Genomic DNA, 19397 nt, shown 5'->3' with positions numbered 1-19397 from the left:
AAAGAGAATGGCGAAAATCACACTTAAAAACCTCCGGCACAGCTACTACCCCGATCCCAAGGGGCCTCAGGACTTTGCCCTGAAAGAAGTTGATCTGGATTGGCAGGACGGCGGCGCCTATGCCCTGCTTGGCCCCTCCGGCTGTGGCAAGTCCACGCTTCTGAACATCATCTCCGGCCTCTTGGTGCCCTCTGAGGGCCAGATCCTCTTTGACGGCCAGGACGTCACCACCCTGCCCCCGGATCAGCGCAACATCGCGCAGGTGTTTCAGTTCCCGGTGATCTACGACACCATGACCGTGCGCGAAAACCTTGCCTTCCCGCTCAAAAACCGTGGCGTGGATCCGGCGGTCATCGAAAAGCGCGTGGCAGAGATTGCCGAGATGCTCGAAGTCACCGACATGCTGGATCGCAAAGCGGCAGGCCTGTCACCGGACAACAAGCAAAAGATCTCCATGGGCCGTGGCCTTGTGCGCGATGACGTGAATGTCGTCATGTTTGACGAACCGCTCACCGTGATCGACCCACATCTGAAGTGGAAACTGCGCACCAAGCTCAAAGAGCTGCACCAGCGCGTCTCCCACACCATGATCTATGTGACCCATGACCAGACCGAAGCCCTCACCTTTGCCGATCAGGTGGTGGTGATGCAGCTCGGCGAAGTGGTGCAGATCGGCACGCCTGAAGAGCTGTTTGAACGCCCCGCACATACCTTTGTGGGCCACTTCATCGGCTCCCCGGGCATGAACGTGCTGCCCGCCGAAGTGAAAGACGGCCAGGCCCTCTTTGCGGGCCGTGCGGTCGCACTGGAGGGGCCGATCAATGCAGGTACCTCCGGTCAGCTCGAAATCGGCATCCGTCCCGAGTTTGTCCGCCTCGCTGACACTGGCATCCCCGCCACCGTCACCCGCGTCGCAGATGTAGGCCGCCACACCGTGGTCGAAGCCACCGTCGGCACCCACAAGGTCGCCGCCATCCAAAACGGCCCCGCGCCGCAGAAAGGCGACGAGGTGCACCTGCATTTCACCCCGGAACACACCCGGCTCTACGCCGACGGCTGGATCGCAACCACGCCCGCGCAAAAGGAGAGCGCAGCATGAAAACCGAAAACCAAAAAGCCTGGTTCTTCGTCGCCCCGGTGCTGATCCTCGTGGCGTTCAACGCCATCATCCCAATGATGACCGTGGTGAACTACTCCGTACAGGAAACCTTCGGCGACAACCTCTTCTTCTGGGAAGGCCTCACATGGTTTGAACAGATCCTGCGGTCCGAGCGCTTCCACGCCGCTCTGGGGCGTCAGTTCTTCTTCACCGCCATGATCCTGCTGATCGAGATCCCCCTTGGCATCGCCATCGCGCTCTCTATGCCTCGCAAAGGCTTCTGGGTGCCGGTCTGCCTCGTGCTCATGGCCCTGCCCATGCTGATCCCATGGAACGTGGTTGGCGCAATGTGGAACATCTTCGCGCTGCCAGACATCGGCCTGCTGGGCTATTTCCTCAACCACGTGCTGGGCATCAACTATGACATGACCCAGGATCCCGTGGCCGCATGGGTGACCATCATCACCATGGATGTCTGGCACTGGACCTCGCTGGTGGTGCTCCTGTCTTATGCGGGCCTCGTCTCCATCCCCGACGCCTACTATCAGGCGGCCAAGATCGACGGCGCCTCCAACTGGTCGGTGTTCCGCTTCATCCAGTTGCCCAAGATGAAAAGCGTTCTGACCATCGCAATCCTTCTGCGCTTCATGGACAGCTTCAACATCTACACCGAGCCTTTCGTGCTCACAGGCGGTGGCCCCGGCAACTCGACCACGCTCCTGTCCATCGACTTGGTGAAAATCGCATTGGGTCAGTTTGACCTCGGCCCCGCCGCCGCGATGAGCCTCATCTACTTTGCAATCACCCTCTTTGTGTCCTGGCTGTTCTACACACTCATGACCAAAGACGACCTGAACTAAGGAGAGCGATCATGCGTAAAAGATCACTCATTCCAATCCTCTACATCTTCTTCCTGATGCTGCCGATCTACTGGCTGGTGGCGATGAGCTTCAAAACCACCAATGAGATCCTCTCTGGCTTTTCGCTCTTCCCACAGACCTTCACGCTGGAGGCCTATGTCACGATCTTCACCGATCCCTCCTGGTATTGGGGCTACATAAACTCGATCATCTATGTGTCGCTGAACACACTGATCTCCATCGCCGTGGCTCTGCCCGCCGCCTATGCCTTCAGCCGCTACCGCTTTCTGGGCGACAAACAGCTGTTCTTCTGGCTGCTGACAAACCGCATGGCACCGGCGGCCGTGTTCGCCCTGCCCTTCTTTCAGCTCTACTCCGCTGTGGGCCTGTTTGACACGCACCTCGCCGTGGCGCTGGCGCACTGTCTCTTCAACATCCCGCTGGCTGTGTGGATCTTGGAAGGCTTCATGGGCGGCGTGCCAAAAGAACTGGATGAAACCGCCTATGTGGACGGCTATTCCTTCCCGCGCTTCTTCCTGACGATCTTCATCCCGACGATCAAAGCCGGTGTGGGTGTGGCTGCCTTCTTCTGCTTCATGTTCTCATGGGTGGAGCTGCTCTTGGCCAAAACCCTCACAGCAGTGGCCGCCAAGCCCATCGCCGCCACGATGACCAAGACCGCCTCCTCCGCGGGATATGAGCTGGGCCTGCTGGCAGCTGCCGGAACGCTCACCATTATCCCCGGTGCCATCGTGATCTATTTTGTCCGTAACTACATCGCGAAGGGCTTCGCGATGGGGAGAGTTTGATATGCTGAGCTGGATGGCATGGACCTGGCCCACGGCCGCAATCTTCATCGTGCTTTTCTCCACAATCGGCCTGCTGATTGTGCTGGAGATCAAATACCCCGGCGGTGCCGAGCGCAAAGGCGCGCTTGGCCTTGTCACCACCCGAGGCGACCGTCTGTTTCTTACCTGTCTGGGCGGCAGCTTCATCTTCCTGGCGTGGCTCGGCCTGATGGGCGAGCCGCTCTGGTGGCCACTGGGTCTTGCAATCGGCTGGGGCACCTTCTGCTTCTGGAAAGTCTGATCAGCTGAACAAGATCGCAAAACACCAAGGGCAGACGTGCGGAGCGTCTGCCCTTTTCTTTTGGCACTGCCGTTCTCACCATCCGGTCAGAGACCTTCGCAAACCCGCAGGATCTCGCACGCATCCTTCAACAGCCCTCCAGAGACTAACCATGTTCCCCTTACACGGCGTCCGAACACGTGTGTGATCATTGAACAAGCGCAAAACAAATTATCTCGCGCCCCAACAAATGTGCTTTAAAGATATGGACTTCAGAGTTTTTCATTTCATCTGAAAGTAAATTTAACATGCTAAAAAACATCACATTCTCCGGGCTTTTTTGCTCGTTCTTTGTTTCGCCCCTGCAAGCACAACAGCTGTCAACACTGGAGGTCTGGAACAGATTCCAGTCGACCTGCAGGCAAGTGTTTCTTGATCCCAATGCCTTTATGGCCAGCCTGACAATTCCGGCGGCTTCTGGCGACAGAGTTCTCTCCGTCAGCCCAGACTCCAAGGCGATTTCCATCTATCGGCGGGAACACAACGTTTATGACGAAATTCAGTTCCACGTGATCGGAAACCGCCAAATCAGAGATTGCTCAGTCATTGGCGAATTTTACGATCTCAATACATCTGAAATCGCAAGTCAGCTGCTGAACATTGCATCTTCAACCGGCTCTGCAACAATCTCCGGGGGCCATGCTCCGCAGGATTATGACGGCGAAACAGTTGAAGAGATTTACCTGTTTGCAATTGACGGGCTATTTCCGAATGCAAACCTCATTTCCGTTGCCCATGTCATTGACGGAGAGTTGCAGTTGCTGGTGCAGCAACCGATTAACTAACTCTCCAAAACCAAACCACTTCGATGCCTAACCGGGAATCTCAACAACCATGCGCGTCATTTGACCGGTGGGATCGGCATAGACACTCACAGCTATAAGGGCACCATTTCTTACGATCTGATTGGCGGTCGCTGGCGACATCACCACCAGCTCAGGAATGGCCATACGATGACCTCGGCTTGCGAACCAAGGATCTCTTTCATCAAATTGGTGGACAATGCCAAAGCGATGCACGTTGGCCCGATCCTGCGCGACAATAGCGGCAGCATCGTTGAGACGCACCCCGCTGGAGTTTGTCAAATCTTCCGGCCCGATGAAGGCCATATATGTGCCAATCCGCGCGTCTTGCGCAGCAACCGCGCCCGCAGCGAGCGTCGCGGCAACGAGCGTCGAAAACAATAATCTCATACCGAAGAATACCTCTGTAAAAATACCTCCTCGCGCACAGACCCACGCAAGGCTGCTGGAAGGCTAACTTGAAAAGCGCTGCGAATAAACGATGGTCTTTCATTCAAATTGAAATCTCTTTTACCGCTAACGCAACACGCAACACTTTTGCCGGTTTTCAGGCAAAACGACTCAAAGATTAACGCGCTCCGGCCCGCCGAAATGGCACCTACGCAAAACAGCCGCGATACAGACGCGATACCGACGTCCCTGCACATGGTTAACGCCCCGCTGTGATCCTCTCACAACGGGGCGTTTTGCGTTAACCTTTGACCGGTTTTGGCGTTTGTTTTGCCTTTGGCCGTGCTGGGCGTTTTACCAGCTGCGCTGCGCCAGCGTGTTGAGCTGATTGAGCCGATCCAGATTGGCCACTGTGCTCAGCATTATCCGCTCATGGCTCCAGTCCTCAGGCTCCGCCAGAGAGACCGCCCCCACCAGCACACAGCCTGCCATCACGATAGACAGAACCGCGCCAAACAGCACCGCTTCCTTGGCAGGCGCGTCCTGATCCTGCGCAATCTCCAGAATGCGGTCTTTCAACATAGAGCGGCGCGACAGGAACGGCACCCGCCGCCCCACCAATGGCACGCCAAAGGCCGCAGGTTGCTGCGAGGCCTTGGCACTCCGCCGCGCGATCTCCAGAAGCCGCAGCGCATAGGTGTGGGCATCAAAGCCCTTGCGCGACAGATACGCCCGGTCGCACGCCAGTTCACCAAGCTTGCGCAAGCGACTGGAAAGAAACCAGAAACCGGGATTGAGCACCGCCACAGGAGAGATCAGGGAAAGCAGAACTTCCGCATCCACATCGCCTTGGCGGATGTGCTGCAGCTCATGGCCGAGCGCCATTTGCACGGAAGTTCGGTCGCGCAACATCGCCTCGGGAAGCACCACGTAATAGTGCCAGAACCCACGGGTCGAAAAGGGCACACTCACGGTTGGGCTGGCCACAATCCGGCAGCGTTTGGTGTGCTGCACCACTCGGCCCTCGGTGATCGCATGACGGATGCGCCCGACGTTCAGAAGCAGGTAGCCGCTGCGCGCAATAAACGCCGCGATGAAGGCCGCAATCAGCACCTGCGCCACGGTCGAGCTCGCGGTGGCCACCTGTGCCATCCAGTCGGTTTTGATTGCCAAAAGCTGCTGCATCTTATGCGCGCTGATGTCGAGATTGCCGTTCAGAACCTGCGAAACCAGAGCGTCCGTTGCATTAACCCTGGCGGCATAGGGAGATGATACAAGATAGGGCGCCACCAAAGGCAACACCGCCAGACAAGCAATCACCGCCATTCCCATCCGACGCCGAGTATAATAGCTCCGTCGTCGCCCAGACAGGACCAACACGCCTTCGAATGCACCGAAAACCAACGCGGCCAACAGGATCACAAGCTGTATCCAGATCGCCCCCCCTACGATTTGATCAACCGTCATCCTTTCTGATCCTCGTTTCAATGATCTCTTTGATTTCCTGGATCATCTCATCTGTCAGGTCCTCATTATCCACCAGTCGCGCCACAAGCGCCGTCGGGGTTCCTCCAAACAAGGTCTTTGACAGGTTTTTCAGGCTGCGACCTTCATAGTCGCGTTTCGCAACGGCCGGGGTATAGACCAGCGCCCGATCTTTGCGGGCGGAGGTGACAAACCCCTTCTCGTCGAGAATTTTCATTACGGTGGCCACCGACGTATAGGCGCGTTGGCTCTGGCCCTCCAAGGCCGCCATAATATCGCGCACCGAGCCAGACCCGATGTCCCAAAGGGCAATCATAAACTCCAGCTCAACATCGGTGAGCATTTCACTGCGTCGACGTGCCAATTGGCCACTCCGTACCTTCATTACTAGGAAATTAGTACTGCAGATCCCCCTCATCTCAAAGCAAAAACTTGAGCCCCTCCCAAAGAGCCCGCGATCTCAGGCTGGTTAACCATTTGCAAAGGAAACAGAGGCTATTTTAGGCACTTAAAGTTTCGAGAATTCACTGTTTCTGTGCTCCAATCAGGGGTGCGCCCACAGGAGCCTGACATGAAACGCTGCCTCGCCACCGCCATCGCAGTTGCCACATTTGGCCTCAGCACACAGACCTCTGCAGAGGTCACCCCTGCCCCTTTCACGCTCAGCGTGGGAGAGTCGGTTCTGGGGCACACGTTTGAAGCCGGCTACCGCTTCAACAGCCGATTTGGCATGCGCGGCCTCTACGGGGACGGCAGTGTCTCGATCGACACCAGCCTTGAGGGCAATCAATATGACGGTGATGTCAGCCTGGGCGGGTTTGGCCTGATTTTTGACTATTACACCAGCGGGAACGCCTTCCGCCTCAGCGCTGGCGCCGTGACGCTGGATCACCGTTTTGAAGGCGCCACCAGCGGCAACATCGTGGTCAATGGCACCAGCTATTCCACCCCCCTCAACCTCAGCGCCAGCTTTGATCAGTCCCTCGCGCCTATGATTGCTCTGGGGGTTCAAACGCCGATCAGAAACAGCCGCTTTGTCTTCACCGGCGATCTCGGCGTGGTCTACACTGGCGGCGCCACCGCGTCGGGCAGCGATCCGACAAACACGATTGTGCAATCCGACATCGATGCCGAGCTCTCAGACATCAACAACACACTGGACGACCTCCCAATCGCCCCGTTTCTAAAGGTCGGCATCGGGTTTCAGTTCTGAGGACTAACAACGTCGCCAGACAGCGAGGTGGCTACGCTGCACGCAACGCAGGCCAATGCCGCAACGACCTGCGATTTGTCACCGCCAACCCGATCTCGGCGAATTGCCCAGTACCGCAATCTTAGCTTTCTATCCCCGGCTCAGTCCATTCATCTGCGCAATGAAATCTGCCAGCATAGGCAAGTACCGATCTCCCTGCCCCGAAGCCTCCATCGCGGCAAACCCATTTCGTACATCAGCCTGTACCGGGGTGACGGCCCCAACACTGGCAGCCAAATTCGCCAGATACCGCATATCTTTATGGGCGTTTGTGATCGAAAAGCGATGCGCGTTTTCATCCCGATCAAGCGTCCACTTCATGAAGGTATCGTAGAACCCATTGGACAGACGGCCAGGCCTGATGATGGAATCTACCTGTTCCACAGTCAGCCCGGATTTTTCCGCGATGGCCAAAGCCTCAGAGTACAACGCCGCATAGCCCAGAGAGATGAAGTTGTTGATCAGCTTCATCTTATGGCCCAAGCCGACATCCCCCAGATGCACGGCCAGTGAAGCCCAACAGTCAATAACCGGCTTGATCTGCGCAAAGGTCTCAGGCGTGGCACCGACCATTGTGTCCAAAGTGCCCGCTTCGGCCTCCTTTGGAGTTTTGGCCAGCGGCGCATCCGCGAGATCCATCCCGGCGGCGCGCAGCTCTTCGGCCAATTGCATGGTGGATACCGGGTCTGAGGTTGAGCAATCGACAACAATCACACCTTCTCGACCCGAGGCCAGAATCCCGTCATCTCCGCGCACCAGCTGTTCGACCTGGGGGCTGCCTGAGACGCAGAGATGAATGATATCACATTGGGTGGCCATCTCTTTCGCGGATGCCACTTCGGTCGCGCCACGCGCCAGCAGATCATCGACAGGCGTGCGGTTGCGATGACCCATCACAACCAGCTGATACCCTTTCTCAATGATATTCTTGGCCATGCCATGCCCCATAAGGCCGACACCAATAAATCCTACAACAGGTTTGGTCATGTTCTTGTCCCTTGTTAGCAGCAGATCATGCGTCAGATGATTGCGACCACAGATTCACATCCCCGTTCGCAGAAAGCCGATCAATCTCGGCCAATTCGCCCGGCGTGAACTCCAAGTTTTTCAACGCCCCCACACAATCAACGATCTGTTCCGGTTTGGATGCGCCGATCAGGGCTGTGGTGATCCCGCCCTCGCGCAAAACCCATGACAGCGCCATCTGCGCCAGTGTTTGCCCGCGACGTTTGGCGACCGCATCCAACCCGCGCAGGTTTTCAATGGTTGCCTCTGTCAACAAATCTGCATCGAGCGATTTTTCATCTGCCGCGCGGCTGTCCTGCGGGACGCCATTGAGATATTTTCTGGTCAGCATGCCTTGTGCCAACGGTGTGAAGGCGATGGAACCGACACCCAGCTCTTGCAAAGTCTCTTTCAGTCCATCCGCCTCAATCCAGCGATTGATCATATTGTAGCTGGGCTGGTGAATGACACAGGGCGTTCCAAGGTCTTTCAGAATGGCCACAGCCTCGCGTGTGCGTTGCGAATTGTAGGAGGATATCCCTACGTAAAGCGCCTTACCGGATTGCACAATCTGGTGCAGCGCACCCATGGTTTCCTCCAAGTGCGTGTTGGGATCGAACCGGTGGGAATAGAATATATCAACATAATCCAGCCCCATGCGCTTCAGGCTCTGATCACAGGACGCGATAAGCTGTTTGCGGCTGCCCCATTCGCCATAAGGGCCCGGCCACATATCATAACCAGCCTTGGATGATATGATCAGCTCGTCCCGGTAGCCTCTAAAATCTGTTTTGAGGATCTCGCCAAAAGCCACTTCAGCACTGCCGGGTGGCGGGCCATAGTTATTCGCCAGATCGAAATGTGTAATCCCAAGATCGAAGGCCGTCCGGCAAAGTTGTTGCTTCAAACCATGCGGACGATCATGACCGAAGTTGTGCCACAGCCCAAACGAAATCGCAGGCAGTTTCAGACCGCTGTTGCCACAATAGTTGTAAATCATTTCGTCGTAGCGCCCTGGATTGGGCACATAAGGAACATTGGCCATAACCGGGTTTCCCTAAGCAATGAAAGTATCAAAGGAGCATGCGGCACTTGCCCCCAAAGGCCTGCGCCACAGGCAGATCGCTGATAAAAACATATGCCACGTATGGTGGCTGCTCAAATGTCTTTAATTGGGTTATTGTGCAGTTTAGAACATCTCGGAGCTCCCGTATGGCACGACCAGACAGAGTATTCAAAACGGCCATCAACGCGGCGCTGGATCGTGCTTTGTCCGGCCCCACTATGACCAATAAATCCGCACTCTCCAGAGATCTCGGCGTCAGCCGCACCACAATCCGCGCCGTTCTGACCCATCTTGAACAGATTGGAATTCTTGACGGCGCGGGTCACGTGATACGCACGCCTGAGCCAGCAGACTACTTTCCGTCATCCGAGACCATGGACGTCCGCGAAACCTTGGAGGCTGCGTTCATGCGTAAGATACGCGAGCAGGAATTGACCCCCGGCGCCCGGCTGATCGAAGGCCAGTTGGCCCGTCAGTTCGGCGTCTCCGTTCAGACACTGCGCGAGTTCATGATCGGCCTAAGCCGGTTTGGTTTTGTCAGAAAGGACCACCAGCGCCGCTGGGTCTTAGAGGGTGTTACTCAGAAATATGTTCTGGAGCTTCATGAAATTCGCGCATTGTTTGAAACGCGCGCAGTCGAGAAAACCTGCGACATCCCTGATGGCGATCCATTTTGGGGCGGCCTACGTCGGCTCAGGCAAGAGCATTATGCGTTTGTGTCACCTACCGCCCAAGCCAGCCTGCATTTTCCGGCGTTGGACACTGAGTTTCACCGTTTCATAAACGCCGCTGCAGACAACCGCCTGTTTATCGGGTTTCAGGACGCGATCGCCATGATCTTCAACTATCACTATCTTTGGCCAGTCCAAGACCAGGGCGAACACGATCGGGCCGCCGCGCGCGATCATCTGGCAGTAATGGATGCGCTGTTGCGCCGCGACAAAGACACAGCCAAGCAGGCGATGCAAAGCCATCTAGACGCAACACGCACCCGGTTCATGAGCAACTTTTGACCGGTGTGTTTGTGAACAAACCGGCGTTCTGGAAGATGCCTCGCCTACAAAACCGACGACTCTAATAGCGCTTGCACAATAAAGGAAATTGGCACTGCCGCGGACCAAACTTTGCTTTGCGCGGCATCTGCAGGAGCATGATCCACAACCGCTACGGCAAAGCAAAGCAGCTTAAGGCTCAATGCCGTGATGCGATCACGAATAACTCTCTGTGTGGCGACGCGCCATAAACAAATCAAAGAAATTGTCGCGCATTAACCACCAGTACGATAGCAGTCTGCCTCGCCCAGGCAACGGCCTCTTCAGCCACAAAACCATCTTTGCTAACGCTCAGGTATCTACATCTGCCGCGAAGAACTTTCTATCTTCAGCACTGGCCAGTGCCGCGATCTCACCCTGAAGTGCTTTAAAGCGAGTATCGAGATGATCCCGCATGGCTTGTCGAGCGGCGTCTGCATGGCCCAGTGCAATGGCGTCCACAATGGCCAAATGTTCGGAATGCGTAACCGCCAGAGACGCGCCGTCACGGGCTTTCGCGCGAATGCTGACCCAGGTTGCGTTGGAACGAATTTTGTCGAGCAGGGCAAAAGCCGTCAGCAGTGGTCGGTTGCGGGCGCATTGCGCGATCAACCGGTGAAACGCACCATCCCAAAGTTCGGTGGCTTGCGCGTCACTCGCCTCAAACTGACGCTGCATTAAATGGCGCAGCCGCGCCAATTCATCGTCGGTGATCCGGTGCGCGCACAGGGCAGCCAACTCTGGCTCGATACAGAGGCGTGCCTCCATCACTTCAAGCGCATTGGTCTCGCCGGTAATTTTCGCCGCCAAATCCCCCATCGGGTCAGCAGGCTGGCCCAGAAAGGTGCCCTTGCCTTGCTTACGCCAAACAAGCCCTTCATTTTCAAGCGCGTCCAGCGCTTGCCGCACATGGCGGCGACCAACGTCAAAACGATCCGCCAAAGCGCGTTCGGTGGGAAGCTTGCCTTGTGCGGCCCATTCACCTGATTTGATCAGGGCCAGAACTTGCTCCCGCACCCGATTGGACGGCGCACTCAAACCCATCATCACTACTCCCTATTCGTATTCAATAGCAGTGGATCTGCTCGGACGCCCAGCCGCCTTGCGCTCCTCCTCAGCAGCAGCAATCGCCGCGTCAATGCCATCCCGCGTCGGGCTGCCTGAGAAGGCATCCGCTGTTGGCATACCTTTGGTGAAATGTACATAACGTTCCTGCGCCACATCCCAGAGACGCGCCAATTCCCCGAGCGGATCAGCGTGATCATCGGCCCGAAGACTCAGCCAAGGGTGCTCTTCGCCGTGATGGATCACAAGCCCTGCCGCTTGTCGCCCGCGCTTGTCCCCTCCTGCGGCCTCCCCCGCTTGCATCGCCAGGATCAAACGCTCCGCAAACGGACAGTCTGATTTGGCCATATAGGTTTCCGATGTTGCCTCCAATACTTCTGGCCCTGCCAGCATATTGCCTGCAATTGAATGCCCGTCGCCGAGAATATGACCCGCCCAATCAACACACTCTGCACCCGTGTGGGCCGAGAAGCCACCGTGCGCATCCATGAGATGGGCCTGCCGAATGGCCCGTCCCTCATCCCGCGATACGAGATCATCCAACACCTCTTGCGCACGCTCTCCCGCAGCGAGGCGGTTTCGCCCTTCGGAGCCCCAGACCGGATTGCAAAAGGCTTGGCTCGCCACGGCCACCTGCGCCCCGCAATAGGGTACAACACCGCCGCAAGCGAAAAACTTGCTGGCGACGATCAGCCCGACACTGCCATCGGCGTCGCGCGCTATCAAAGACCAGGTCATCGGCCCACCGCATAAGCTTGCATCAGGCGAGGCGTCGCTGCGGCGCGCATGGTGCCATCGACCTCCCGTAATGCAGCGGTCAGGCGCCCGACCGTCCATGGATCAGCCACCGTCACCTTGTGCCCCCGCGCCTGCAGATCAGAAATCGTGGCCTCACCCACATTTGGTTCAATCATCATCTCACCGGGGCGCACCTCACGTGGGAAGAACGATCCTTGGAAATGCATCGAGTGAAACAGAGGCGCGTCCATACATTCTTGCAGGCCCAGCCCAAAATGGACAAAGCGCAGGAACCAGATCAATTGCCACTGGTCCTGTTGATCGCCCCCCGGCGTGCCAAACACCAAACGTACCCCGTCCTTTTCGGCAAGGCTTGGCGTCAGGGTGGTGCGTGGCCTTCGTCCCGGCGCTAGCGAGGTAGACAGACCATGCTCCAGCCAAAACATCTGGGCGCGGGAGTTAAGAGGAAAGCCAAGACCGGGAATAACCGGGTTGCTTTGCAGCCAGCCACCTGATGGCGTCGCCGCCACCATATTGCCCCACCGATCAATCACATCCAGGTGCACGGTATCCCCACGTTTTTCCGTCAGGTGCGACATGGTCGGTTCCTGTGCCGCAACCTGCCCCACATTGAAGTCGCGCGAGCTGCGTTCGACATAAGCGTCTGCCAGATGTTCATACCCCGGCACGCGGCCGGGCCGCTGCTCCAATGAGGCTTTCGCCCCAATGAGCTTGCGCCGCTCCGCGTTGTAGTCTTCGCTCAAAAGTACATCCATCGGGATGCCGCTGTGGTCCGGGTCACCGTAATAGGCCTCGCGATCAGCATAGGCGAGCTTCATCGCCTCTATCACCGTATGCACAAAATCGGCGCCGTTTGGGTCCATTGCCCCGATATCAAACCCTTTGAGGATCGCGAGAGCCTGCAACATCACCGGCCCCTGGCTCCATGCATGGGTCTTGTTTACCGTCCAGCCATGATAGTCAAAGCTCAGCGGCGCCTCATAAGTTGCCCGCCAGTTTGCCATATCCTCAGGCGCCAACACAGCTGAATGCGATGCCTCAGACACGTCCATCACTTGGGCATCTTCGAGATAGTCAAATATCGCATCAGCCACGAACCCTTCGCGCCACTGGCGACGCGCCTCGTCGATCTGGGCTTCGCGGGTATCGCCAGCGCTGTTCGCCAGACGGTCGTAAGTCGCGGCCAGATCGGGGTTCTTGAACAGTGCATGCGCCTCCGGCGCTTTGCCACCTGGGGTCCAGACTTCGGCAGAGCTGGGCCATTCCTTGGCAAAGAAATCCGCCAACCCGGAAATGGTATTCGCCACGCGCGGCAGCACCGGATGCCCGTCGCGCGCGTAGTCAATCGCGGGCTGCATCACCTCGCGCAAGGACAGCGTTCCGTGATCGCGCAGCATCAGCATCCAGCCATCAAAGGCCCCCGGCACCACAGTCGACAAAAGGCCAGATCCGGGAATGAGCGTCAGGCCCTGCTCTTTGTAGTGCTCCACCGTGGCGCCCGCTGGGGCCACCGCCTGTGCACAAAGCACTTCGGTCTTGCCTGTCTCCGCAGAATGGAAGATCGCCGGCATGTCCCCGGCCGGACCGTTCAAGTGCGGCTCGACGATCTGTAAGGTCAGGGCACATGCAACCGCCGCATCAAAGGCGTTGCCCCCTTTTTCCAAGATAGACATGCCCACCGCCGAAGCGATCCAGTGGGTCGAGGTGACGACGCCAAAGGTGCCTCGGATTTCTGGACGGGTTGTAAAGTCAGACATGGTTACTCCAGTTTCTTAGTGTTCGCGTGGATCGAGCGCATCGCGCAGCCCGTCCCCCAAAAGGTTAAAACCAAGCACCACAAGGAAGATCGAAATCCCCGGCCACATGGCCATCCAAGGGGCTTGGTTCAAGAAGTTTTTGGCCGTGTTCAGCATCGATCCCCAACTGGGCGCCGGAGGTTGCTGCCCGAGACCGAGGAAAGACAGCGACGCCTCGGCAATGATCGCCGTGGCGATGGTCAACGTCGCCTGCACCAGAATAGGTGGCAGCACATTTGGCAGGATATAGCGGCTGAGGATCAGGCGTGTGGGCAGCCCGATAGCCTTGGCGCTTTCCACATAATCCTCGGATTTGATATTGATCACCTGCCCGCGTGTAAGGCGGATAAATATCGGCGTGGCCGAAATTCCGATGGCGATCATCGCATTGGTAAGCGAGGGTCCAAGGAACGCAGCCAAAGCAATCGCGAGGATCAGAAAAGGCGCTGCCAACAACGCTTCGGTACAGCGGGAAATTGCGGCATCAGTCCAGCCGCCAAAGTACCCTGCGACAAGCCCAAGCGGCACACCGAGCAGCACCGCAATGCCAACCGAAACCACTCCAGCAAGCAATGAGGCCTGCGCGCCCCAAATCATCCGAGACAGCACATCACGGCCAATTTCATCCGTGCCCAACCAATGCGCCGCACTCGGCGCTTTGCGAACAGCTCCCCAATCGGTGCTCGCCGGGTCCGGAATAGGCAAAATCGGAGCAGCCAAAGCAATCAGCAGAAAGAAAGCCACCAGCATACCGCCCAGCATGGCGCTGCGATGGATGCGCAGTTTCTTCCAAACCCGGTTTTCCGGCTTGGCTGCCAACACGGGATCGGGCTGCGCGTTTTGGAGCTTGGCGTCCGTCATCTACTGCCCTCTCAGGCGCGGGTTCAGAACAAAGTACATCATGTCCGCGAACAGGTTCATAAAGATAAAGCCCACCGCCGTGACGAGCACGATGCCCTGCACAACGGCGTAATCTCGGTTGAACACCGCATCAACAACAAGCTTGCCAAAACCAGGGATGGTGAAGATTTGCTCCGTCAGCACAGCCCCCGCGATCAGCTCGCCAAACAGCAATGCGGAGAGCGTCACGATCGGTGTGAGCGCATTTCGGAAGCTGTGCTTAAGGATCACCACGCGCTCTGAAAGACCTTTGGCCCGCGCGGTGCGCACATAGTCCGCACTCAGCACGCTCAGCATCGAGGACCGCGTGTGGCGCATCAACGTGGCCGCCAACGCGGTGCCAAGCACAAAAGACGGCATCAGCATCGTGCGAATGGATTGGTCAAAATCCTCAGACAACGGCACATAACCGGACGCAGGCAACAACTGCCATTTTACCGACACCAGTAAGATCAGCATGATCCCCAGCCAGAAATTCGGGATCGACAGCCCCGACAAAGCGACCACATTGGCCACGTAATCTGTCGCTGTTCCCTTCTTCACAGCGGACAGAATGCCCGCCGGGATGCCAATCACCATTGCAAAGACCATCGACATCACCGCCAGTTGGATGGTCACAGGCAACTTTTCCGCCATCAACTCAGTGACAGGCTGGTTCGAGCGCAAAGATATTCCCAGATCGCCTTGCAGCGCATTTCCGATCCACGCCAGATATTGCACCGGGATCGGATCATTCAGACGGTATTTCTCCCGTAAAAACTCCAACACCTCCGGATCACGTTCTTCACCCGCCAGCACAAGCAGCGGATCACCAGGCAACAGCTTTTGCAGGGCAAAAACAAAGATCGAGATCAGGATGATCGTCGGAATGGCGATCAACACACGACGGGCAAAATATGCGTACATGGGTCAGCCTCTTGCACGAACACCTCGCGCCGCGCATGCGGCGGCGCGAGGCTGTGGGGTCATTCTTCCCAGGTCACATTTTCCAGACGGATCATGCCATCGGGGTAAGGCGTAAAGCCCTTCATGTTGTCGTTGTAGGCCCAGATCCATGTGACGTGATACAGGAACAGACGCGGCAGCTCGTCCAGCATCAGTGTCATCGCCTCGTCGTAAAGACCCTTGCGCTCTTCCGTCGTCGGAGCCACACGCGCACCATTCAGCAGCTCATCCATTTTCGCGTCCGAAAACTTGCTGTCGTTGATGCCACCATCCGTGGTCACAAAGGGATGGTTGTTGCCATCGGGATCGACCCGACCAGACCAGCCAATCTGGCTGGCGGTATAGTCACCGGCGGATTGATCAGCCAGCAAGGTCGCAAACTCTTTTGATGTCAGCTTGATATTGATCCCGGCTTGCGCCGCCATCGCCTGAACCACCTGCATCACAGCCAGAGGTTCGGTCGAATTGGGCACCTGTACCTCAAGATCCAGACCGTCAGGGTATCCGGCTTCGGCCAGCAATGCCTTGGCTTTTTCCAGATCAATGCTCTCTACTGGCAGGCTGCTGTTGTACCAAGGTGAGTTCGGCGGGAAAGACTGATTGCCAGGCGCATAAGCCCCTTCAAACACCACCTGATTCAGCGCATTTCGGTCAATCGCATAGCTCAGCGCCTGACGCAGCCGCTTGTCATTGCCCCAAGGATTGTCGCCTTTGTCGCCGTTGTTGATGTTGAAGGTGATGCCTTGATAGCCAAAGGACACCGCACTATCGACAACAAGGTTGCTGTCGCTTTGTGCCTGCGGAATGTCCGTGGCCGCCAAACGCTCCAGCATATCGATATCACCGGATTGCAGGTTGGCCAGACGCACCGTGGTATCGGGGATCGGCAGGAATGTGACACTGTCAAAATGGATCGCATCCGCGTTCCAATAGTCATCGAACTTGGTCAGCACGATCTTGTCTTGGGCCACACGTTCTTCAAACTTGAACGCACCGGAGCAGACAGGGTTCAGACCAAAGTCAGCCCCCGCAGCCGCCGCAGCCGTTGGCGACACCATCATACCTGCGCGATCAGCCAATTGCGCGATCAACGTCGCATCCGGGCCAGCCAGGTTCAGCACAATCTCGTGCTCGCCGGTTACCTCGGTTGACGTGATCGACTTCAACTCAGACTTACGGCGGGACTCGTCCAGGGTTTGCGATCTTTCAATATTCGCTGCCACAGCCTCGGCATTGAAAGGAGTTCCATCGTGAAACACGACGCCCTCGCGTAACGACATGCGAATACTTTTACCATCTGCCGAGGTTTCCCATCCCGTCGCCAGTTGCGGGATGATCTCAAGGTCAGGCGTGATATCGACCAGCTTGTCACACATCGAGGCATAAACAATCCGCCCAACAAAGGTCCGAGACTGATCCGGATCGAGCACATCTGCGTCTGATTGCAGAGCGATCCGCAGGTCTTTGGCAAAAGTCGGGCCCGCTGCAAGCGCAGTGGCGCCCATCAGGGCCGTGAATAGAGCCGTTTTTATAGTCTTCATCCTTCAATCCTCTGCTGTTGTATTCCTGGTTTGTGAATAACGGTTCCACCAGTGGTCGCTGCGCGATAGAGCGCGAAACGCGCCTCAGCGGTGGCAGATCTCTGAGGGGGCGCCGACGGCGTATGACGACCGGCGATTTGTTCCCAAAAGTGACATGCGGTCTGGTGGCCACCTCCTGCCAGTGCAGGACTTTCAGCCCGGCACCGGTCTTCGACATACGGGCATCGTGTGTGAAATCGGCATCCAGACGGCGGGTTTGACGGACTGGGCAACTCTCCCAAGAGTTCCGGCCGCGTGTCGCGAGATGAACCATCCATCATCGGGATCGCTGCCAAAAGGGCCTGGGTATAAGGATGGCGCGGCTGGCCAAAGACCTCTTCAGCCGTGCCCATTTCCACAATCCGCCCCAGATACATGACGGCTACGCGATCACTCATATGCCGTATAACACCCAGATCATGCGCAATTACGACCAGCGTCAGACCCAGGGCATCGCGCAGATCAGCCAACAAATTGATAACCTGCGCCTGTACCGACACGTCCAATGCAGAAACCGGTTCATCGCCAATAATCAACTTGGGCTCGGCGGCCAGCGCACGTGCAATACCGATGCGTTGACGCTGCCCGCCACTAAATTCGTGGGGATATCGATCCGCGTGCTCGGGGCGCAGGCCAACTTGCCGCAACAAATGTGCGACCTTTGCCCGCAGTGCTTCCCTGCCTAACTCCGGGGCATGAACTTCCAGAGGCTCGCCCACCAATTTGCCCACGCTCATGCGGGGATTGAGCGATGAGAACGGGTCTTGGAAGATGAATTGCATATCCCCGCGCAAGGCCGTCAGATCCGCACCCCGCGCATGGCTGATGTCAGTACCGTCAAAACGCACCGCGCCCCCTGTCGGCTGCAATAATCGCATCAACACCCGTGCCAAAGTCGACTTGCCGCAGCCGGACTCACCAACGATGGCAAAGGTTTCACCCCGTTTGATTTGCAGGGACACACCATCGACGGCCTGCACCGGGCGCTTATTGGACAACCATCGACGCTCGGTTCCAAAGTGTTTGACCACATCAAGGGCTTCGAGAATGACATCATCCGTCATGACGACACCGCCACATGATCTTCTAAAGGCGCGAAATGGCACGCCACAGAATGGCCCCCACCGAGCTCCGTCAAAACAGGGCGCTCAACACAGGTTTCAGCGACAAACGCACAGCGGGTGCGAAAACGGCATCCTTCAGGCATTTGTGAAATAGTTGGTACGGTTCCCGGAACGATGGCAAGCTGTTCGCCTGGACGATCCACCCGCGGCATCGCACTCATCAAACCAATGGTATAGGGATGCTGCGGATCGTCAAAAACGTCGCGCACCGGCCCCTGCTCAACAACCTGCCCCGCATACATGACCGCAACCGTGTCCGCGATTTCGCCAACCACGCCCAGATCATGAGTGATCATGACGGCACCCATGCCGGTCTCATCGCGCAGATCCCGGATCAACTCGAGGATTTGCGCCTGAATAGTAACATCTAAAGCTGTGGTTGGCTCATCCGCGATCAACACCTTTGGATCATTGGCGAGCGCCATGGCGATCATGACCCTTTGACGCATACCACCTGACAATTGGTGCGGATATTCATGCAATCGCTGCTCAGAGTTGGCGATACCAACGCGACCCAACATCTCCTTTGCACGCCCCAAAGCCCCCTCTCGGGAACCACCCCGATGACGCTGAACGACTTCGGCAATTTGGTCCCCGATACGAAACGCCGGGTTGAGAGAGGTCATCGGTTCTTGAAAGATCATCGAGACAGTGTTGCCACGCATCTCCGCGGGAAGTTCTTCGTTTGGCAATTCCCAGCCACCCTCAGAAATTGAGAGGAAACCCGAAGAAATTTGAGTATTTTTCTTGGGGAGCAAGCCCATCAAAGCCATAGATGTGACACTCTTTCCGCAACCGGACTCGCCAACCAGACACAAAACTTCACCACGGCTCACGCGCAAATTTACGCCTTGGACCACATCATTTTCCTGACCTGCGAACCGCAGAGTCAAATCGGTCAGCTCGAGAAGAGCGGTGCCCAAAGAGGTGTTTTTTGTCTCTTGCTGCAGATGCGTGCCCATCAATGCATTCCGAATCATCAAATCTGAACCAATACTAGATTGGTTTGCATGAATAGCGATAGATATTCCCAATCAGACAAAGAATGACCGGTTTAAGGTCAGCAACTGCAGCCACAACGCCGCTTTCTTCGGCAAGACACTCCCAAA

At 56.9% G+C, this 19397-nt stretch carries 20 protein-coding genes; 7 read left to right on the top strand and 13 right to left on the bottom strand.

Features of this window, described 5'->3' with window-relative positions; all coding sequences use genetic code 11:
- Positions 1–7 precede the first annotated feature (7 nt).
- From J7399_RS11230 to J7399_RS11210, 5 genes are all read left to right on the top strand, one after another.
- Positions 8–1099, top strand: a complete 1092-nt coding sequence (locus J7399_RS11230; protein ID WP_209086185.1) for an ABC transporter ATP-binding protein — start codon at positions 8–10, stop codon at positions 1097–1099.
- Positions 1096–1959 carry a sugar ABC transporter permease gene (locus tag J7399_RS11225; RefSeq protein WP_209062155.1) on the top strand — a complete coding sequence of 288 codons (864 nt, stop codon included), beginning with the start codon at positions 1096–1098 and terminating at the stop codon, positions 1957–1959. Before J7399_RS11230 ends, J7399_RS11225 begins: the two co-directional genes overlap by 4 nt.
- An 11-nt stretch (positions 1960–1970) precedes the next feature.
- Positions 1971–2768, top strand: coding sequence for a carbohydrate ABC transporter permease (locus J7399_RS11220; protein ID WP_209086183.1), 798 nt, complete (start codon positions 1971–1973; stop codon positions 2766–2768).
- 1 nt (position 2769) lies between these two features.
- Entirely contained in the window at positions 2770–3048 is a 279-nt protein-coding gene (locus J7399_RS11215; RefSeq protein WP_209062152.1) for a DUF2160 domain-containing protein, read from the top strand.
- Positions 3049–3335: 287 nt separating this feature from the next.
- Positions 3336–3872 (top strand): hypothetical protein, encoded by a 537-nt coding sequence (locus J7399_RS11210; protein WP_209086181.1) that lies wholly within the window; start codon positions 3336–3338, stop codon positions 3870–3872.
- 27 nt (positions 3873–3899) lie between these two features.
- Here J7399_RS11210 and J7399_RS11205 read toward each other — a convergent pair whose 3' ends face one another.
- The 3 genes from J7399_RS11205 to J7399_RS11195 all read right to left on the bottom strand — a co-directional run bounded on the left by J7399_RS11205 (position 3900) and on the right by J7399_RS11195 (position 6129).
- Positions 3900–4280, bottom strand: coding sequence for a hypothetical protein (locus tag J7399_RS11205; protein ID WP_209062148.1), 381 nt, complete (start codon positions 4278–4280; stop codon positions 3900–3902).
- A 354-nt stretch (positions 4281–4634) separates the two neighbouring features.
- Complete coding sequence (locus tag J7399_RS11200) at positions 4635–5747, bottom strand: M56 family metallopeptidase (RefSeq protein WP_209086178.1); 1113 nt, start codon at positions 5745–5747, stop codon at positions 4635–4637.
- A complete protein-coding gene (locus J7399_RS11195; RefSeq protein ID WP_247738717.1) occupies positions 5737–6129 on the bottom strand; it encodes a BlaI/MecI/CopY family transcriptional regulator in 393 nt (130 codons plus the stop codon). Before J7399_RS11195 ends, J7399_RS11200 begins: the two co-directional genes overlap by 11 nt.
- 207 nt (positions 6130–6336) lie before the next feature.
- Here J7399_RS11195 and J7399_RS11190 point away from each other — a divergent pair, with 207 nt between their 5' ends.
- Positions 6337–6978, top strand: a complete 642-nt coding sequence (locus tag J7399_RS11190) for a hypothetical protein (RefSeq protein WP_209086176.1) — start codon at positions 6337–6339, stop codon at positions 6976–6978.
- 129 nt (positions 6979–7107) lie between these two features.
- On the opposite strand, the gene J7399_RS11185 is transcribed toward J7399_RS11190, so the two are convergent.
- Positions 7108–8004 (bottom strand): NAD(P)-dependent oxidoreductase, encoded by an 897-nt coding sequence (locus tag J7399_RS11185; RefSeq protein WP_209079052.1) that lies wholly within the window; start codon positions 8002–8004, stop codon positions 7108–7110.
- Positions 8005–8029: 25 nt separating this feature from the next.
- The gene (mgrA, locus tag J7399_RS11180) at positions 8030–9067 is read right to left on the bottom strand and encodes an L-glyceraldehyde 3-phosphate reductase (RefSeq protein WP_209086173.1); all 1038 of its coding nucleotides are present in this window, start codon (positions 9065–9067) and stop codon (positions 8030–8032) included.
- A gap of 167 nt (positions 9068–9234) precedes the next feature.
- On the opposite strand from mgrA, the gene J7399_RS11175 reads away from it, so the two are divergent.
- Positions 9235–10101, top strand: coding sequence for a GntR family transcriptional regulator (locus J7399_RS11175; protein ID WP_209086170.1), 867 nt, complete (start codon positions 9235–9237; stop codon positions 10099–10101).
- Between the two features lie 330 nt (positions 10102–10431).
- Here J7399_RS11175 and J7399_RS11170 read toward each other — a convergent pair whose 3' ends face one another.
- Genes J7399_RS11170 through J7399_RS11135 form a run of 8 tightly spaced genes read right to left on the bottom strand, consistent with a single transcriptional unit; the run spans position 10432 to position 19322 of the window.
- Entirely contained in the window at positions 10432–11166 is a 735-nt protein-coding gene (locus tag J7399_RS11170) for a FadR/GntR family transcriptional regulator (RefSeq protein ID WP_209086167.1), read from the bottom strand.
- Between the two features lie 9 nt (positions 11167–11175).
- On the bottom strand, positions 11176–11922 hold the full coding sequence (locus J7399_RS11165; RefSeq protein WP_209086164.1) for a DUF1028 domain-containing protein: 747 nt from the start codon (positions 11920–11922) through the stop codon (positions 11176–11178).
- Positions 11919–13700, bottom strand: coding sequence for a gamma-glutamyltransferase family protein (locus J7399_RS11160; RefSeq protein ID WP_209086161.1), 1782 nt, complete (start codon positions 13698–13700; stop codon positions 11919–11921). Before J7399_RS11160 ends, J7399_RS11165 begins: the two co-directional genes overlap by 4 nt.
- Positions 13701–13715: 15 nt before the next feature.
- Positions 13716–14600 carry an ABC transporter permease gene (locus tag J7399_RS11155; RefSeq protein ID WP_209086158.1) on the bottom strand — a complete coding sequence of 295 codons (885 nt, stop codon included), beginning with the start codon at positions 14598–14600 and terminating at the stop codon, positions 13716–13718.
- Positions 14601–15545, bottom strand: coding sequence for an ABC transporter permease (locus J7399_RS11150; RefSeq protein ID WP_209086153.1), 945 nt, complete (start codon positions 15543–15545; stop codon positions 14601–14603).
- A gap of 59 nt (positions 15546–15604) precedes the next feature.
- Positions 15605–17125, bottom strand: coding sequence for an ABC transporter substrate-binding protein (locus J7399_RS11145; protein ID WP_209062124.1), 1521 nt, complete (start codon positions 17123–17125; stop codon positions 15605–15607).
- Positions 17122–18228, bottom strand: a complete 1107-nt coding sequence (locus tag J7399_RS11140) for a dipeptide ABC transporter ATP-binding protein (protein ID WP_209086150.1) — start codon at positions 18226–18228, stop codon at positions 17122–17124. The genes J7399_RS11145 and J7399_RS11140 overlap by 4 nt, the downstream gene beginning before the upstream one ends.
- The gene (locus J7399_RS11135) at positions 18225–19322 is read right to left on the bottom strand and encodes an ABC transporter ATP-binding protein (RefSeq protein ID WP_247742864.1); all 1098 of its coding nucleotides are present in this window, start codon (positions 19320–19322) and stop codon (positions 18225–18227) included. The genes J7399_RS11140 and J7399_RS11135 overlap by 4 nt, the downstream gene beginning before the upstream one ends.
- Positions 19323–19397 lie beyond the last annotated feature (75 nt).

The sequence above is a fragment of the Shimia sp. R9_1 genome (assembly GCF_017743775.1).
Taxonomy (GTDB): Bacteria; Pseudomonadota; Alphaproteobacteria; order Rhodobacterales; family Rhodobacteraceae; genus Shimia.
The sequence above is the reverse complement of the archived record's forward strand: the minus strand, read 5'-3'. Positions and strand labels throughout refer to the sequence as shown.

Excerpts from the sequence above, each read along its gene's own strand:
- mgrA (WP_209086173.1), bottom strand. The coding sequence starts at position 9,067 with ATGGCCAATGTTCCTTATGTGCCCAATCCAGGGCGCTACGACGAAATG.
- J7399_RS11225 (WP_209062155.1), top strand. The coding sequence starts at position 1,096 with ATGAAAACCGAAAACCAAAAAGCCTGGTTCTTCGTCGCCCCGGTGCTG.
- J7399_RS11205 (WP_209062148.1), bottom strand. The coding sequence starts at position 4,280 with ATGAGATTATTGTTTTCGACGCTCGTTGCCGCGACGCTCGCTGCGGGC.
- J7399_RS11185 (WP_209079052.1), bottom strand. The coding sequence starts at position 8,004 with ATGACCAAACCTGTTGTAGGATTTATTGGTGTCGGCCTTATGGGGCAT.
- J7399_RS11150 (WP_209086153.1), bottom strand. The coding sequence starts at position 15,545 with ATGTACGCATATTTTGCCCGTCGTGTGTTGATCGCCATTCCGACGATC.
- J7399_RS11145 (WP_209062124.1), bottom strand. The coding sequence starts at position 17,125 with ATGAAGACTATAAAAACGGCTCTATTCACGGCCCTGATGGGCGCCACT.
- J7399_RS11175 (WP_209086170.1), top strand. The coding sequence starts at position 9,235 with ATGGCACGACCAGACAGAGTATTCAAAACGGCCATCAACGCGGCGCTG.
- J7399_RS11160 (WP_209086161.1), bottom strand. The coding sequence starts at position 13,700 with ATGTCTGACTTTACAACCCGTCCAGAAATCCGAGGCACCTTTGGCGTC.
- J7399_RS11210 (WP_209086181.1), top strand. The coding sequence starts at position 3,336 with ATGCTAAAAAACATCACATTCTCCGGGCTTTTTTGCTCGTTCTTTGTT.
- J7399_RS11220 (WP_209086183.1), top strand. The coding sequence starts at position 1,971 with ATGCGTAAAAGATCACTCATTCCAATCCTCTACATCTTCTTCCTGATG.
- J7399_RS11190 (WP_209086176.1), top strand. The coding sequence starts at position 6,337 with ATGAAACGCTGCCTCGCCACCGCCATCGCAGTTGCCACATTTGGCCTC.
- J7399_RS11230 (WP_209086185.1), top strand. The coding sequence starts at position 8 with ATGGCGAAAATCACACTTAAAAACCTCCGGCACAGCTACTACCCCGAT.
- J7399_RS11165 (WP_209086164.1), bottom strand. The coding sequence starts at position 11,922 with ATGACCTGGTCTTTGATAGCGCGCGACGCCGATGGCAGTGTCGGGCTG.
- J7399_RS11215 (WP_209062152.1), top strand. The coding sequence starts at position 2,770 with ATGCTGAGCTGGATGGCATGGACCTGGCCCACGGCCGCAATCTTCATC.
- J7399_RS11170 (WP_209086167.1), bottom strand. The coding sequence starts at position 11,166 with ATGATGGGTTTGAGTGCGCCGTCCAATCGGGTGCGGGAGCAAGTTCTG.
- J7399_RS11155 (WP_209086158.1), bottom strand. The coding sequence starts at position 14,600 with ATGACGGACGCCAAGCTCCAAAACGCGCAGCCCGATCCCGTGTTGGCA.
- J7399_RS11140 (WP_209086150.1), bottom strand. The coding sequence starts at position 18,228 with ATGACGGATGATGTCATTCTCGAAGCCCTTGATGTGGTCAAACACTTT.
- J7399_RS11200 (WP_209086178.1), bottom strand. The coding sequence starts at position 5,747 with ATGACGGTTGATCAAATCGTAGGGGGGGCGATCTGGATACAGCTTGTG.